9 protein-coding genes are annotated in these 17,622 nt (G+C 46.0%); 5 read left to right on the plus strand and 4 right to left on the minus strand.

The genetic code is table 11. The annotated features are described in order from the left end of the window. Nucleotides 1-10: 10 nt before the first annotated feature. Nucleotides 11-2,683, minus strand: coding sequence for a T9SS type B sorting domain-containing protein (locus tag CPIN_RS23375; RefSeq protein WP_012792316.1), 2,673 nt, complete (start codon nucleotides 2,681-2,683; stop codon nucleotides 11-13). 672 nt (nucleotides 2,684-3,355) lie between these two features. Between CPIN_RS23375 and CPIN_RS23380 the strand changes: the two genes are divergently transcribed. The 4 genes from CPIN_RS23380 to CPIN_RS23395 all read left to right on the plus strand — a co-directional run bounded on the left by CPIN_RS23380 (nucleotide 3,356) and on the right by CPIN_RS23395 (nucleotide 9,195). Further along, a complete protein-coding gene (locus CPIN_RS23380) occupies nucleotides 3,356-5,494 on the plus strand; it encodes a M43 family zinc metalloprotease (protein WP_012792317.1) in 2,139 nt (712 codons plus the stop codon). 5 nt (nucleotides 5,495-5,499) lie between these two features. Beyond that, nucleotides 5,500-6,681 (plus strand): aminofutalosine synthase MqnE, encoded by a 1,182-nt coding sequence (gene mqnE / locus CPIN_RS23385; protein WP_012792318.1) that lies wholly within the window; start codon nucleotides 5,500-5,502, stop codon nucleotides 6,679-6,681. Between the two features lie 13 nt (nucleotides 6,682-6,694). Beyond that, nucleotides 6,695-7,231, plus strand: coding sequence for a DUF192 domain-containing protein (locus CPIN_RS23390; RefSeq protein WP_012792319.1), 537 nt, complete (start codon nucleotides 6,695-6,697; stop codon nucleotides 7,229-7,231). 563 nt (nucleotides 7,232-7,794) lie between these two features. After that, the gene (locus CPIN_RS23395; protein WP_012792320.1) at nucleotides 7,795-9,195 is read left to right on the plus strand and encodes a sigma-54-dependent transcriptional regulator; all 1,401 of its coding nucleotides are present in this window, start codon (nucleotides 7,795-7,797) and stop codon (nucleotides 9,193-9,195) included. 60 nt (nucleotides 9,196-9,255) lie between these two features. Here CPIN_RS23395 and CPIN_RS23400 read toward each other — a convergent pair whose 3' ends face one another. Further along, entirely contained in the window at nucleotides 9,256-11,535 is a 2,280-nt protein-coding gene (locus CPIN_RS23400) for a DUF7133 domain-containing protein (RefSeq protein ID WP_012792321.1), read from the minus strand. 192 nt (nucleotides 11,536-11,727) lie between these two features. Here CPIN_RS23400 and CPIN_RS23405 point away from each other — a divergent pair, with 192 nt between their 5' ends. Next, nucleotides 11,728-12,990: a NupC/NupG family nucleoside CNT transporter gene (locus tag CPIN_RS23405; RefSeq protein ID WP_012792322.1), complete on the plus strand. Its 1,263-nt coding sequence runs from the start codon at nucleotides 11,728-11,730 to the stop codon at nucleotides 12,988-12,990. Between the two features lie 269 nt (nucleotides 12,991-13,259). Here CPIN_RS23405 and CPIN_RS36955 read toward each other — a convergent pair whose 3' ends face one another. Beyond that, nucleotides 13,260-13,658 (minus strand): DUF4259 domain-containing protein, encoded by a 399-nt coding sequence (locus tag CPIN_RS36955; RefSeq protein ID WP_012792323.1) that lies wholly within the window; start codon nucleotides 13,656-13,658, stop codon nucleotides 13,260-13,262. A gap of 35 nt (nucleotides 13,659-13,693) precedes the next feature. Beyond that, on the minus strand, nucleotides 13,694-17,224 hold the full coding sequence (gene smc / locus CPIN_RS23415; protein ID WP_012792324.1) for a chromosome segregation protein SMC: 3,531 nt from the start codon (nucleotides 17,222-17,224) through the stop codon (nucleotides 13,694-13,696). Nucleotides 17,225-17,622: the final 398 nt, after the last annotated feature.

Below are 17,622 nucleotides of genomic sequence, written 5' to 3' on the forward strand. Positions count from 1 at the left end.
CCCTGTCTGCTTATCTTATCAGCGTGACTGTCCCTTGCTGACGATATACTTTCTTTACATTGTCATAGAATGCATATTCAATCATATATACATAAGCACCCTTTGGCTGTAATTGCTCCAGGTAAATTCCATCCCATCCTTTGCCAACATCCGCGGACCTGAATATCACTTCCCCCCAACGATTGTAGATCATCATACTGAAAACAGCGACTGCTTTTGCCTTTACTCTGAATACATCATTGACGCCGTCTTTATTAGGTGTAAAAGCAGTAGGTATGAAAAGTGATTGTCTTGTATCTACATAGATTGTTACAGAATCGCTGGCAATACAATTCCTGCCGGAAGGTGTGGTTACAACGTAGGTAGTAGTCTTTAATGGCTGTACGATTGTTGTGGCACAATCCGCGCAGCTTAAAACAGATGCAGGTGTCCAGCTGTAATCCACCGCATTGACTGCATACAGTTCTACTTTATCACCGATGGAAATAGTGGTATCACTGTTTGTAATTGTTACAGGTGCAACATCCAGGTTATTCAATGTAACATCGGCTGTCGCTTCACAACCATTCGCATCGATAATCTTTACAGCATAATCACCCGCTACCATATTCTCAATATCCGGCGTGGTGATGGGTGCGCCGTTCAGTTCATAGGTATAAGGCAGGGTACCACCACTGGCATTAATTTCCAAAGCGCCATCCTGTCTGCTACAGGTTTCATCTGCCGGCGTCACAGCAAGGTCGATCACCGGAGGTGCAATAATTGCCACAATTGCACTATCCAGACAAGCGCCTGCACGCCCATATACTTTATAGCTACCTACACCAAGATTGTCATATGCGGGAATGTTCTGATAAGGCTGATCATCCAAAGCAAATTCGAAAGGTGCTTGTCCGCTGTTGACAGTAATATTAATCGCACCATCTGTCAGGCCACTACAGGTTGGCGCGACTGGTGTGGCGGTGATAGAAAAGGAAGCATTCGGTGCTACCCTTACATCTACTATGCGTGTAGCAGTACAGCCAATGGCATCTGTGATCTCTATATGATAAGTACCTGCTACCAGGTTAGTATAAATATGCTGTGTACCCATGTCTGTATTATTCACACGATAAGAGAAGGGTGCCAGTCCGCCGGAAGGCGTCACGGTAATAGCACCCGTCGCATTGATACAGTCAATATGCGTTACATGAATCGTCGCGTCTATCGCAGGACTGATCATTACTTCTACCTGATCACCTGCCGTACACGCGCCGCCGTTACTTACGACTATACTATACGTACCACCTGAGCGGACAACCAGCGTATTGGCGGTGCTATTATCTGACCATAAATAATGCGTATTGTCCGTACCGGCGTTCAATGTAACCGGCGTACTGTTACAGCTGTAAATCTGATCAGTGCCAAGATCCACCGTAGGCAGCGGTACCACTACGATATTTCTGCAGGTGGATTGCTGGGTAGGCAAGCCTTCATCCATGATCATATTAACGGTGTAAGTACCCGGTTGCGAATAGGTAAAAGAAGGCGGAGTCGCCTGCGTTGAAGATGGTACAGAACTGCTGGTACAGGCACTGAATTTTACCCTGGATAATGTATTATTGAATGCATTGGCAACAAAGGTATACAGATCATCCTGTACCCTGAAGACTGCCGAAAGAGAATGAGGATAGCGGAAACCGCCGATATTACCGTAAGAAGAAGCGGTGATATTACCCGTGATAACCCCTCCGTCAAAATCCAGCCGTACCAGGTCATCCCCATCGCCATTTGCAACAAGTGCAAATACGCCTCCACAATCATTAAAGACATAGATATCACGGGGATGATTCAGGATACCGCCCGGGTTACCCAGGTTAACGGCTGTAGGTGTATTCAGCAAAGAATTACCAAAATCCATTCGCGTAATAGTCTGTCCTTCCCCATTCGTTACAAACATAAACCAATTGCCACTGACATTGATAATGAACATACCTGTCGGAAAATCCAGGTTACCCTGGTTGCCCAGGTTGACACCCGTAGGCGGTGCGGCAAAGGAAGTTCCGAAATTGAAGCGGGTAAGACTATTATTATCCGAGTTCAGGGTAAAGCCGTACGAGTTACCTCCTTCCTGAAATGTAAACAGGTCAGTAGGATAAGCCAGGTTGCCGATATTACCCCAATTGGTACAAGTAGGCGTATTTGCCAGACTTGCTCCAAAATCAACAATGGCGATACTGGGCGTAGTGGCATTCCCCCCACCGACAATCAGCACATGCCAGCCGTTTGCGTCCTGCACGATTCTCAGTCCTTCCGTCTGACGGGGAATCTGGCCACCGAAACTCCCGAGATTCTCTGCTGCTGGTGTATTTAACAGGCTATTTCCGAAAGAAAGCCGTACCAGGCTTTCGGCATTATTGGTCACAAAAGCAAAATAGTTCGCTCCCTCCTGGGCCATATCCAGGAATACAGGGGTGGCAAAAGCGCCGTTTATATTACCAAAATTGACGGCAGTTGGCGTCTGATAGAGGTTACCTGCACAGAAATTCCAATAAAACGCCGATCCTCCCGTAGATGTATTGGTGAGGGTAATTGGCTCATCGACACATACTGTGTCCGGAGCAGTAAAACTAGCTTGCTGTGCCAAAGCAGAATAGCCAGTAAATAGTACGGCTAGACAGGTCGACAGAATGAATGATCTCATAGATATCTTGTGTAAGGGATACACACGTTGCGGATTGTCCCAGTTCGGTCGCTAAATTACCGAATGAAGCTAATATAATGATATCTAATTTGATAGATGAACCCCAATGAGTACTTTACCTCACCAGCGTATTAGCTCTGTTCTGCTGATATACCTTTTCCGTCTCACCGTAAAAGATATACGTTACCCTTAAACATAGCTGCCTGCGGACTGTAACTTGTCTATATAATATATAAGTATGCTCCCATTCCCTTCAATTACCCTCGTTGGTATTCGTGCGATTAACGGGTTCATTAACACAAACGGTATCAGGGGCTGCGAAACTTGCTTGTTGTGCCAGTGCAGGTAAACCGGGCAATAGGGTAAACGATACACAGACCTGTTATAAGGTTTGGTTGAATAGAAAATTGGGAAAAACCTGTAAAAGAAAATAAACCTGATAAAGTGGTTTGGGTCTAACAGTTAATAAGAAAAATCTTTAAACTGCGTTTACTGATAGAAAAGTTGAGAAAATGGTTAAAGGAAGATACTGAAAGCAATCCATATAAAAGAATCTAATTTAATAGCGAACTTCGTCTTTGAAAGATTGATAACATGTAAATAACGATATCGTCGTAACTTTTTAATAAAAATAGGCTGACAAGCTGTATTTTAACTACTCAAACTAGAACCTTGCGCAATTTTACCCTTCTTATCCTCGCCGTCCTCTATGTCATACCAGCGCTTGCACAGCGTAAATGCGGTACCGAAGAAGCAATGCAGCAACTCATTGCCTCCAACCCAGCTTTACAGAAAGTGCGTGAACGCAAAGAAGCGCGCCTGCAGGAGATGACCCGCTCAGTGAAACAATCCCGGGCACAGATGAGAACCATCTACCCGACCATTACCATTCCCGTTGTTGTACACATTGTGATGAGAAACCCTGACCAGGTAACTGATGAACAGGTGCAATCCCAGATCGATGCCCTCAACCGTGATTACGCCGCCGCGGCACCTGATATTACCAGTGTACCGGCAGCATGGCAATCCCGGATTGGTCAGGCGAATATACAGTTCTGTCTGGCGCAGCGTACCCCCGATAATAATCCAACCAATGGCATTAACCGGGTTACCACGACGCGTACATCTTTCTCTTCCTCCAATTCCGCATCGGCAGTAAAACATGTCGCTACCGGTGGCGCTGATGTATGGAACAGCGATAACTATCTGAATATATGGGTTTGTAACCTCGCCGAAAATTATCTGGGTATCGCCACCTTTCCGCAGGGTTATCCTGCAGATGAACAAGGTGTGGTGATCACCTATACCGCCTTTGGTACTACAGGTACTGCTGTTTCACCTTATAATGCAGGTCGTACTACCGTGCATGAAGTAGGCCACTTCTTTTCCCTGCGTCATATCTGGGGCGATGAATCTGGTTGTGGAGCAGATGATGGCATTGACGATACGCCTTTACAGGGAAACTATACCTATAACTGTCCGCGCTTCCCGCTGACCGACAGATGTACGGTAGACTCTCCGGGTATCATGTTCAACAACTTCATGGACTATTCCGATGATGTGTGTATGCTGTTGTTTACCTCTGACCAGGTAGACAGGATGCGCCTTACCCTGGAAAACGACCGGGCTTCCCTGATGGTATCAGAAGCCTGTCTGCCGTTAAACCTCCAGGAAAACGATGCTTCCATACTGAACATCATCTCTCCTTACAACCAGATCTGTGAAAACAATATCGTACCACGCGTAGTACTGAAAAATCAGGGTAAAAATGCACTGACCTCTGTGAAGATCAATTATGTAGTAGACGAAGGCACCACGGTCAGTTACAACTGGACGGGCAACCTGGCAGCACTGAAGAGCGATACGGTAGATCTGGACAGCAGTATTCCGGGAGAAGGCCTGCACCTGCTCAAAGTTTATACGGCTTTACCCAATAATAATCCGACAGATGGCGATGGATCCAACGATACCGCCTGGTCTCCTTTCCAATATTATGCGAATGCGACCTTCCCGTTATTGGAAGGCTTCGAAGGCAATACCTTCCCGCCGGCCGGCTGGGAGATCAAGAACTATGACAACAGCTTTAGCTGGGAATTGAGTGCTGATGCCGCTAAATCAGGCACCAAATCGATCGTTATCCATAACCTCGCCTATAATACCAATGGCGCAGTGGATGATATCCTGACGCCGGTATTCGATCCGACAGGCAAAGATTCTGTATTCCTGTTCTTTGATGTGGCTGCGGCAGCATATTCCAGTCTGAATGGTACGAATACGACCTGGGATAGTTTACAGGTGCTCACCACTTCTGATTGTGGGGAGACGTTCGACAGTCTGTATAAACAAGGCGGTTCTTCCCTCCTCACCCGCAGGGTACCGGTAACGACCGAATTTGTACCAATGGCTTCAGAATGGCGCAGAGACTCTATCAACCTGACGCCGATCATTAAGAAAGGGGCATTCAGGGTGGTATTCAGAAATATCAGCAATGCGGAGAACAATATCTACCTGGATAATATCAATATCGTTACGAAGAATACCCTGCCTTATCTCAAGGAAAAAGGGATGGTGATCGGACCTGTTCCAACATCCAACCAATTGTATATCACCTTCCTGGAAGTACCGAATGATCTGGAATGGATCGGAATCTATAATACTTTAGGACAATTGGTGTCGAAGCAGCCAGGCTCGTCAATCAACAATAGTAACCGTTTTATCTTTGATTTGGTAAATGAGCCAAATGGTATTTATTTTGTAAAATTAATATACAGGAATAACGTCAAGACTATTAAGATAACTAAAGTGAATTAAGCGAGATGACGACCAGAAATGACCATCCGGCAGTAGAATTGTTACTGCAGGATACAAGATTGGACAAAGGGTTGAAAACCATCGTAGAAAAGGTAATGTCAGCAGAAAGGCTGACGACGGAAGACGGTCTTCTTTTATTTGAAAAAGGAGAACTTGGTTTCCTGGGCGCCCTTGCCAATGCTGTCAGAGTGCGTCTGCACGGTGACAAAACCTATTTCAATCGTAACTTTCACATTGAACCAACCAACGTCTGCATCTTTACCTGCAGATTCTGTTCCTACTCCAAGCTGTATAAAAACCGTGAGGAAGGTTGGGAACTGAGCATCGATCAGATGCTGGATATTGTGAAAAAATATGACGGTCAACCTGTTACAGAAGTACACATCGTGGGTGGCGTACATCCAAAGATGAACCTCGACTTCTTCGTTGAGCTGCTGCAGAAAATAAGGGCACACCGTCCTGACCTGCACCTTAAAGGCTTTACTGCCGTGGAACTGGATTACATGTTCCGCAAGGCGAAAGTAAGTGTAGAGGAAGGTATGCGCATCCTGCATGATGCTGGTCTCCAGTCCATGCCGGGCGGCGGAGCTGAAATATTCCATTCGGATATCCGTGCACAGATCTGCCATGATAAAGTAGACGCTGAAGGTTGGTTACACATCCATAAAACGGCGCACCTGCTGGGTATGCATACCAATGCCACCATGCTGTACGGTCACGTAGAGCAGTTCTGGCACCGTGTAGACCACATGGAACAGCTCCGTAAGCTCCAGGATCAGACCAGAGGTTTCAATACCTTTATTCCGCTGAAATTCCGCAATAAGGACAATGAAATGGCCCATGTTGCAGAAACATCTGTAGTGGAAGATCTGAGACTGTATGCGATCGCCCGTTTGTATATGGACAACTTCCCCCACCTGAAAGCCTACTGGCCGATGCTGGGTAGAAATACCGCTCAATTGACCCTGTCCTTTGGTGTAAATGACCTGGATGGTACCATCGATGATACCACCAAAATCTACTCTATGGCAGGTGCAGAAGAACAGAATCCATCTATGAATACCGCTCAACTGGCCATGCTGATCAAACAGGCAGGCAGAAGACCGGTAGAAAGAGATACCGTTTATAACGAGATCAAGGACTACACCGATGTGGTGTTCTCAGAAGAGGAATTGATGGCACGTTAAAAAACACCGCTTTATGTCAGCTTCCCGATGGCTGCTATTCAATGCAGGACTTCTTATTTATATAGCCTCCTGTCAGAACAGAAATGGCAATCAGGCTTTTAACAGTAATGTATCGTCTGCGGATGCGACCATCAGCACAAGGACAGACAGCGGACCGCCATTCAGGAAAGAAGGTGTTCTTTATTTTCTCAGTAAGGTCAATAACGATACGCTCCGGCAGATCGATATCGAACTGGCGACTGATGATCAGGAAAGAGCGCAGGGATTAATGTACCGTAAGTCGATGCTGGACACCCAGGGTATGCTGTTCATTTTCCCTCATGCGGAAGAACAGTCCTTCTGGATGAAAGACACTTATATCTCTCTTGACATCGTCTATCTGAATGAGAAAAAAGAGATCGTGTCCGTACAAAAGTATACGACACCACTTTCAGAAGAGAGTCTTCCGTCCTTCAAAAAAGCACAGTATGTGCTTGAAGTGAATGCCGGATTTTGCGATAAATACCACATCGCGTATGGCGATAAAATCGCCTATAAAGAGATCAAATAAAGCACTTTTTATCGTCAGAATAAAGAAGCCGTACATCCAAGGTGTACGGCTTTTTTTGCACTTACGAAGATTTGAAGTTAAATGTTATATATCCCTCATTATTATACAATTACGGTTAGTTATTTACAATATCACCTTAGCTATTTTACCTCAAAAACAGTCAAAAAAGCGGTAATAATCCCCGCGTTGAAAGCATCCGTCCCTATACACTGATTTTCAGTTCATTTGGAATAAATGCTTTCATCTTTACATTACCAAGATCGTGCCGTTACCTGTCGGAGCGTTTTACTTTATGGGTAGACTTTCCTGTAACAACATACCACCGGATATCTATCCGGTGGTATGTTGTTACAGGTGAAGCCATGCCTGGCTGAACGATCTTTATTTTTGGTTGAATACAATATTTCGATACCTTTATACCAGCCATAACATTTGAAACAAACCTCAGCAATCAATACCATCTTCTTATTTATCTCCTGGCCAACAATCGCTATTAAGTCAAGTAATAATGTTCGTGTTTCTCTAGCTGAAACGTTATATTATTCACCTCTTAATTTTAACATGTGAAAACTATCCTGATCGTTGATGATGAGATCCAGATCTGCACCTTGCTGACTAAGATCCTGACTAAAGAAGGATATGACGTTTCCCACAGCGTATCCGGTTCCTCCGCATTGAAAATGGTAAAAGAGAAACACTACGATGTGATCTTCTGCGACTACCGTTTAAAAGATAAAGAAATCGACGGCAGCGTACTTTCTCTTAAAATCAGGGAAATCAGTCCTGCTACCGGCATTATTGTGATGACAGGTTACCCCGATGTGCGGGTTGCTATTCAACTGATCAAAGGCGGTATCTATGATTATGTGGTCAAACCGCTGAATGCCGAACAGGCGATCCTGCTCGTACAGAAAGTACTGCTCCATCAGTCACTACATTCTAAAGAACAGTTGCCGGCGGCAACGATTGCTTCCGAAACACCTGTCTCTACCCTGGTCTCTCCCAAAGGAAGGCTTAGTCAGTTTGTATACGGTAATGGGAATTCTTCCAAGGAACTCCATGTACAGATCAAACTGATTGCACCCACCAACTATAGTGTGGTCATCCTGGGAGAAACCGGTACCGGAAAAGAATCCGTTGCCCACCTGATCCATAGTCAGAGTAAGCGGAAGGATCAACCGTTTGTCGCGATAGATTGTGGCAGCCTGTCACCCGAACTGGCCTGCAGCGAATTATTCGGACATGAAAAGGGCGCCTTTACCGGGGCGATACAGGCCAAAACAGGCGCATTCCATGAAGCACATGGCGGTACCCTGTTCCTTGATGAAATCGGGAATCTCTCTTATGAAGTGCAGACCGCCCTGCTGCGGGTCATACAGGAAAGGGTGGTCAGACCCGTAGGCAGCACCAAGGAAACAAAGGTGGATATCCGGCTGATTGTGGCCTCTAATGAAGACCTCCAACACGCTGTTTTGAATGGGCGTTTCCGGGATGACCTCTATTACCGCCTGAATGAATTTACGGTAAATGTGCCGCCCCTGAGGGCCCGTAAAGACGATTTACCACTGTTTATCGCCACATTCAAACAAACCATCGAAGCAGAACTCGGCAGGGAATGCGGAGAGATCACGGAGGAGGTTTACCATGCTTTTTATAATTACTGCTGGCCGGGGAATATCCGGGAACTCAAGAATGTCATGCGGAGGATCTGTCTTCTGGCAACGGACAATTCTCTGATCACCAGCGCCAATCTGCCGGAAGAATTATTACCCCAGGATGTAGAGCCGGGTCTCCCCCCGGGTAGCGACGAGAATCTGAAAAATGTGTCCCGGCAGGCCGAATACAAAAAGATATTAGACGTCCTTCAGCAGGTTCGCTTTAATAAATCGGAAGCTGCCCGCCTGATGAACATTGACCGGAAAACACTTTACAATAAATTACATACACTGAATATTGTCCTGTGAATTAATAAAAAAGAGCGCCGGACCGGCGCTCTTTTTACAATATGCTCTCATAGAAAAGGCTTATTTCAGTTCACCGATGGTAAATGACTTCTGTCTGCCCTTGTATTGTTTCCTTACCTCCTGGATATCTTTCTCTACCACTTTAGCCGCCCGGTTGCTCCAGGCGCCACGGATATAACTCAGTACTTCCGCAATGTCTTTATCCGAAAACTCGTCATTGCTGCCAATACCCGGCATATCACCACTGATCTCAGGCGCTTTATATTGTTTACCCGCTACCGTTACAGGTCCGGTCAGTCCGAACAACACAATCGCTGCCAGTTTATGTTTATCGCCGGTTACAATCTCCGACTGGTTCAATGGCGGCGCAAGAGATTGAATACCATCACCATCTGCACCATGGCAGGTCTGACAAACTGTTTTGAACAGAACAGCGCCTCTTGGGTAAGTCTTTTGTAAACTTTCATCCATACTGGCCTTCCGGTGGTTTTCGATATCCTTTATCACCCTTTTCAGGCGTTTAGCCAGCACCAGTGTTGTGTCGGGGTTCCAGTTCTTCAGCCGTTGCTGTAACTCAATCTCTTTTCCGGCCATACTATTGATCACCGCATCCGCCACATAGGGATCGTTGGCATACGCTTCCACGAGCTGCATTTTCAGTTGCTCCACTTCCGTATGTAACTGGGTAGGCAGTGCCGGCAGTAATAATGCCACGTAAGGCGCCAGGAACACATTCTTCTGCATAAGCGCCAGTTCACTTAACACTGCTTTACCATTAGCCGCATTGATCACAGCGGGCAAAGCCGCCAGTCCCTGTACCTGCGCATATGGGTTGGCCTGGTGCAGTAAAACCATCACATCTGTGATTTGCAAAGCGCCCAGACCTTCCAGTGTCCAAAGGGCATGTGCCTGTGTATACAGACTGTCTTTCTGCTGTAACAATGCTCTTAAAGCAGGGACCAGTGTGGTATAATGATGGTCGATGATCATCTGTTGCGCCTTATCTCTTAACCAGCCATTAGGGTTACTTAATAAAGCCAGCAGATGGGCTGGATCATTTTCAATAATCGTGGCCCTGGGATGTGTGCCTGCCGGAACGATCCGGTAGATACGTCCGCAGTTCAAGGGATTTGTCAGGTTACGGCTTTTAATCTCGTTCTTTAAGTAAGGCGTGAGGTAAGTCTTATGCTGGATGATCCCCCTGTACATATCGAGTACATACAATGAGCCGTCCGGACCATCATACAGGCTTACCGGTCTGAAACGTTCGTCGGTACTGGTCAGGAATTCCTGGTGTGCATAGGCCTGTTGTCCTTTTACGATGTAACCGCTGTCTTTGATGATGTTGCGCTTGATCAGGTTACCGGAAGGTTCGGCCACGAATATATTATTATCGTATGCTTTGCCGAGTAAAGCGCCTCTGTATACCAGCGGACTACAAGCCGCTGTCATATTTACCAGGCGCAGACTATCATTCAGGGTACCTTTCATATAACCACGGTTTACCCCTGTAGTAGCCCTTGCCGGGTATACACGGTTGTCCGCCACGATCTTCTCGTCATAACCGGATACATTTTTCTGTTGCGGGTTATGTGCCCCCAGACCCGCAGGGAAATAATCTCCCAGTACGTTCTCCGAGTTATTATTATAGAACAGGCGGCCGTAATTATCCTGAGAAATACCCCACTGTCCACGGAAATGCGTCAGCTCCTTTACCCATTTATTCCCCACCTTACGGTAGCGCTTATCTGATTTCGCGTTGTAGATCCAGTTGTCCATAGCACGCAACAGTCCGTTGGGCTGATGCTCCACATTTCCCCCTTCTGTATATTTATCATCTACCAGGGTTCGTTTGCCAGGTTTGTCATTGTTAATTTCGATAAAGGACAATTTAGGCGGTTCAGCGATCAGTATCCCGTTCTCCACCAGGCAGATGGCTCTTGGCAACACAAGAGAATCTATAAATACCGTGCGTTTATCAGCCACCCCATCCTGGTTGGTATCTTCCAGTATCACTATTTTACCGTTAGGAATATCTTCACCGGTACCCACTGTGTCAGGCATATAACCGGTCATTTCTACTACCCACATACGTCCTTTTTCGTCGAAGGTCATGGCAACAGGTACGGTTACCAGCGGCTCTGCAGCTACCAGCTGCACCTCCAGCCCTTTTTCGACGGCCATTTGCGAGATTGCTGTTTTTGCATCTGATACGGGAGATGTTGCGTATTTTTCCCTGATAGTCAGTGAGTCGGAGGAAGAGCCAGTCTTTTTGTCGCCGCCACTATTACACGCTGCTAACCATAGACTTAGTCCAATAAGATAAAACCTGTAACGCATTATTGTAATCGATTGTAAAGACCAAAATAGAAATTAATTGGGAATTAGCGGACATAAGGCGGATAAGCGGCATAAACGTGTTTTAAAATGTTGCCGTCACCGATAGATTAAATAAACTGCTATATATACTATGTAGCCATATTTCCCAATTTATCGCTATTTTCGCTCTTTACAACCACTTTTATCGCGCTTATGGGACGTTTCCAAGGACTTATCGGGATAATCCTTATCCTCGGACTGGCTTACTTAGTTTCGAACAATAAAAAGAAGATCAATTTCCGGCTGGTGTTCAGCGGAATCGGCTTGCAGGTGCTGATCGCCCTGCTCATTTTTAAAGTAGGATTCGTTTTTCGATTCTTTCAGGGCGTGGGTAAGGCCATGGGTAAACTGGAAGATTTTGCACGTCAGGGCGCTGCTTTCGTATATGGAGGTATTGCTGTAGAATCCAAACCTGGTACTATTGTCAACTACCTGAACGGAGGTTTCGTATTTGCCTTTAATATCACCGCCGCTATCATATTAGTATGTTGCCTGGTGGCTATCCTTTATCACTTTGGTATCATGCAGCGGATTGTGGCTGTCATCGCGAGAGCGATGAACGTCATCATGCGTGTGAGTGGCGCAGAAGCCCTGAGTAATGTGGCCAGTGCCTTTGTGGGACAGATTGAAGCGCAGGTGATGATCAGACCATATCTCCCTTATATGACCCGCAGTGAACTGCTGGCGTCTATGAGTGGTAGTCTGGCCTGTATTGCCGGCGGGATCCTGGTGGTATACTCCAATATGGGTGCAGCCGCTGGTCTGGACCTCGCTCCTATGCTGATCACGGCAAGTCTGATGGCTGCGCCGGGTGCACTGGTGATCTCCAAGATCGTGTTCCCGGAAACAGAAGAATCTCAGACGATGGGAAAAGTAAAACTGGAAGTAAAAAGCCAGTATGTGAATGTAATTGATGCCATCACGCATGGTGCGGGCGATGGTTTTAAAATAGCCATGAACGTGATCGCGATGATCATCGGGTTCATTGCACTGATCGCCTTCCTCGACTGGGGATTGCTGAAAGTAGGTCAGTTGTGTCACCTGCCGTTTGACCTGAGTCTGAACTGGATCTTTGGAAAGATCTTTTACCCGGTAGCCTGGGCGATGGGCGTTCCTAACCAGGATGTGAACAGTGTAGCGACCCTCCTGGGACAGAAACTGACCATCAACGAGTTCATCGCATTCAAGAACCTGACAGATAAAACGATCCCTGTCGTATCAGAAAGAGGTTTGCTGATCGTGAGTATTGCAGTTTGTGGTTTCGCCAACTTCAGCAGTGTAGGTATGCAGATCGGTGGTATTGGTGTACTTGCACCAGAAAGACGTGCCGACCTTGCTTCTCTTGGGTTGAAAGCACTCTTCTGCGGAACCCTGGCATCTTATCTGTCGGCGACGATTGCCGGCATACTTATCTAATCAATTAAGAATTAGGAATTATCAATTAAGAATTATTATATAAAAGAGCGTCCCGTAAATGGTCGACGCTTTTTTTATTCAGAACGTCGTAATTCGTAATTAATCTTTCTTTCCACCAGCCATTAATATATCCCCAGCACTCACATCCCACAGGAATTCCTAATTCTTAATTCCTAATTCCTAATTGACACAAAAATCCGCCTTATCTTCTACCGGACACCGGTAAGATGATAAGGCGGAGCTCTTTTATAGTCTTAGTCAGCCAGAACTTAGAAATTCAATCTCTTCAGCAAGTCAGCTATTACAGCATCCCAGCTTTCGTATTGTCCTTCTTCAGTTCTTACTTCTTTCATTTCAGATGTAGTCCTGATCTTTTCTACTACAGAAATAGCCAGTTTACGGAGTGCCGGAGTAGCCAGCAGGTTCAGTGAATCCAGATGATCCAGCGGATCTTCAGGGAAATCGTCACTCGCTCTGCCGGATAGTGCTGCTACAACCTCTGCAGCCGCCAGTGCGTCTTCACATTCTGATGTATCCAGTACACCATCTTTGGCCAGTGAGAACTGCAAAGTGTCGGCTACCATGCCGCCATCTTTGTTGTCCATCATTTCAAATACCCAATCTTGAGAGCCATCATTTTCGAAGTTTCTGGTACCCCATGTGCCCATGATATGTAATTTTTTGGTTTGCTTTATTGATTAACTTAGTTAAGACTTCTGAAATCCACAGGTACCAGTTTGCTTACGCCTGGTTCCTGCATGGTTACCCCGTAGATCACATCCACAGCTGCCATTGTCTGCTTGTTATGCGTTACAATGATGAACTGGGAATTGTCAGAGAACTTACGGATCATGTTTGTGAATTTACCTACGTTGGCATCGTCCAGCGGAGCATCCACCTCATCGAGGATACAGAATGGCGCCGGTTTGATCAGGTAAATAGCAAACAGCAGTGCTGTAGCTGTCAGTGTCTTTTCTCCTCCACTCAGCTGTGTAATGGCAGCCGGACGTTTACCCTTAGGTTTGGCAATAATCTCGATACCTGTATCTGCCAGGTTCTCGGGATCATTCAATATCATATCACACTGGTCTTCTTCGGTGAACAATGCCTTGAATACACGTACGAAGTTTTCCTTTACCTGGTTGAACGTATCGAGGAATTTTTGGTTAGCTGTCGCTTCTACTTCCTGGATCGTTGCCATCAGGGACTCTTTCGCAGTTACCAGATCCGTCTTTTGTTCCAGAATGAACTCGTAACGTTTCTTCATTTCCTGGTAAGCCTCGATAGCTGTCGGGTTGATCTCACCCATGTTCTCCAGTCGCTTCTTGAGTCTTTCGGCACTACCCTGCAGTTCATCTACCGGTAAAGCAGAACTACGCTGTTCATCGATAATCTCATCCAGATTCACTTTAAACTCTACGCTCAACCTTTCCTTCATGGATGCCAGTTGCAATTTAAGCTCATTCACCTTATCCTTAATCACTGTCAGCGACTGCTCCAGCTGTTCTTTTGCACGTTGACGTGCGCGGAGTGTCGTTTCTTTTTCCTGCAACTGGTTACGGAAGTTGTAATATTCCTGGTCCTTTTCGTTCAGCTCTTTCTCTTCTTCTTCCTTTTTGCGGAACAGGTCAATCAGACCATCTTCCGCTGTTCCCAGCTTTTCTTCTGCTGCAGCGATATTGGCTACAGCGTCTTCCAGCTGGGACTTATTACTGGTGATCTGGGTATGCAGATCAGACAATTGCTTGCGTTTAAAATCCAGTTCCTGCCTCAAAGCCTGTACTTTACTCTGCTGACGGGTATGTTGCAGGTTCTGATTATTGAACTGCACATTCGCCTGGTTAAACTGTTGCTCTGCGTCGGCGGCTGCTTTTTCCGCTGCCACAATACTATCCTGCAAAGCGAATACCTTTTCGTTCAGCTCTTCCAGTTCTTCCCTTACACCTTTAATACTGTCCTGGTTTGCCTCAAGAGAATCCTGCATTTCCAGCAGTCGCTTGTCCCCTGATTCAACAAGTTGACGGAAGTTTTCAATACGGTTCTGCAATCCGAACACCTGATTATTTAACTGGTTGATCTTCTCGCGGGCAGCATTGATCTTATTCTCGTTCAACTGTGTGTTATATCCGAGTACCTGGTTGTGTTTCTCCTGGATCTGATGACGCAGGGAAGCAACTACTTCTTCCAGCGCTTTGATCTCTTCATCCAGTTTCTCCAGGTTTTTGGCACGGCCCAGTTTCTTTCCTTCGAATAATCCGACGGATCCACCGCTAAAACTGTACCGACCACGATTCATTCTGCCACTCTTTTCAATGACGAGTACATCCTGGTCTGCCAGCTGGTCGAACTCCAAGATGCTGATATCATCTGCAATGAATACTTTCCCAAGCAGATAATTCCCCAATCCTTTATAACGTTCTTCCAGTTCTACGACTTCAAGCGCCGGAATGGAACCCGGAGGCGCAGCCGGATGACCGTTCTGCTGATGGAACTGATCGAGAATAAAGAAGTTGGCTTTACCCTTTTTGTTGGTATCGAGCAAACGGATTGCCTGAATAGCTTCTGCCGCGTTATTTACAACATAGTAGTTGAGATAAGGTTCAAGCAGGTTTTCTACGCAGGTACGATATTCTTCCTTACAGAAAAAGATATCACTGAGGATAGGAGCCGCATTGTTCCACTCCGTATTCTTTTTCAGGAATTTGATACTCTCTGGATAACCTTCAAGGCTGTCCACGAGCGATTTTAGGAGGTCATATTCGTTCTTCTTCTGGTCCAGGGTACGGTTCTCGTCCACGAGTCTGTCACGCAGCCCTTCTATCTCTCCCTGGGTCGCCAGTATTTTTCCTTTCGTTTCTTCCTGGAAAGCGATCATATCTTCCAGATCGGCTTTCTGATCCTGCAGGGTTTCGTGCAATATCACCTTCTCTTCTTCCAGTTGGGTGATCTGTTGCAGACGTCCGGCTTTTTCTTCCTGCAACTGCTGAATGCTGCGCTGGAGGTTTTGCACGGAAGTATCTGCCACCGCTACTTTCTTTTCAGCCTCAAACTGCTGGCGTTGCCATTGTTGCTGATCGCGACGCTGGTTTTCCAGGGACAGTTTTTTCTGGTTGAAGACTTCTTTCTTTTCTTCCACCATATCCTGCAAGCCTTCCAGCTGGTCCTGCAAAGTCTCAAAAGCTTCCTGCTCCTCCTCTACCTGTGTGGAGGTAAAAGAGATTGAATCTGTGAGTCCTTGTAATTGCCCTTCTGCGTTGGACAGGAACTGGCTGATATTGCGCTCTCTTTCCTTCAGGTAAGTGAGCTGCTGGCTGGCCAGGTTCTTATCATTCTCCTTGGTACGGATGGTAGAAACGAGTTCGTTGAAAGATTTCTGCAATACCTGCAGCTCTCTTTCTTTCGCTACGAAATGCAGCTTATCTTCTTCCACACTGGCTTCGGCAGCAGTTATCTCTGTTTCCAGAGCGAGTTTCTTGTCGCTTTCCGCCTGTTGTTCATCTGTCAGTTCTTTAAAAGTGACATTGAATCCTTCCAGGGCGGCTTTCGCGAGCTCGATACTGACTTCGCGGTATTCTTTCTTCACCTCATAGAAGCGTTCCGCCTTACGGGCCTGGGCTTCCAGGGTTTTTAAGTTGTTGTTGATTTCAAAGAGCAGGTCCTCAATACGGTTCAGGTCTCCTTCGGTTGCCTCCAGTTTGGATTTGGCTTCCTTTTTACGGGTTTTGTAAATGGAGATACCTGCGGCCTGTTCCAGCATACGCCGGCGGCTGTTCTCTTTATCTTTAATAATATCATCCACCATACCCAGTTCGATGATGGCATACGAATCCGTGCTGACACCGGTATCCATAAACAGGTTATGGATATCTTTGAGGCGGCAGGCCACATCGTTCAGGCGATATTCACTATCGCCGTTCTTGTAAAACTTACGGGTAATGGTAACGGTGGTAAACTCGGTTGGCAGTACATTGCGGGTGTTCTCAAACGTCAGACTCACTTCAGCCATACCACTGGCCGAGCGTGTTTTGGAGCCATTAAACACAAGACCAGACTGATTCTCCGAACGGAGATTACTGATCTTATGCTCCCCGATCACCCAGCGGATGGAGTCGATAATATTACTTTTGCCGCAGCCGTTGGGGCCTATAACCCCTGTTACCCCTTCGTCGAAGTGTAATACGGTTTTGTCAGCAAAGCTTTTGAAGCCTTTGATTTCTAATGTTTTTAAACGCACAATTGCTTCGCTTTGTTTTTTTAAGCCGTCAAAGATAACTATGATTTCTCTTAATTCTAGCCAGGATTTACCTTATAATACTATAATAATGCATTTTTACCGGATTATTTATCTCCTTTTTCTGATTATCAGGATTTTATTCCGGTAAGGTTATCTTTAATTTTCCAAAGAAAACAGTAATTTATCAGACAACCATGTCCCGGTAAAAATTTAATTATACACAGTTGTGCATAAATTGCGGCCCGAAAGCTGGGCATTATTGCATACAATCGGCCACCAGTGTCGTTATAGGCGCATATTTTACCGGAATAACGTAAACAGCATTGTGCTGTAACCGGGTAACAGCATTCTTTTTGCGTATCAGCGATTTAAATAACTTTGCATATATCAAAATTTCC

Origin of the sequence: Chitinophaga pinensis DSM 2588 (assembly GCF_000024005.1) — a bacterium.
Taxonomy (GTDB): domain Bacteria; phylum Bacteroidota; class Bacteroidia; order Chitinophagales; family Chitinophagaceae; genus Chitinophaga; species Chitinophaga pinensis.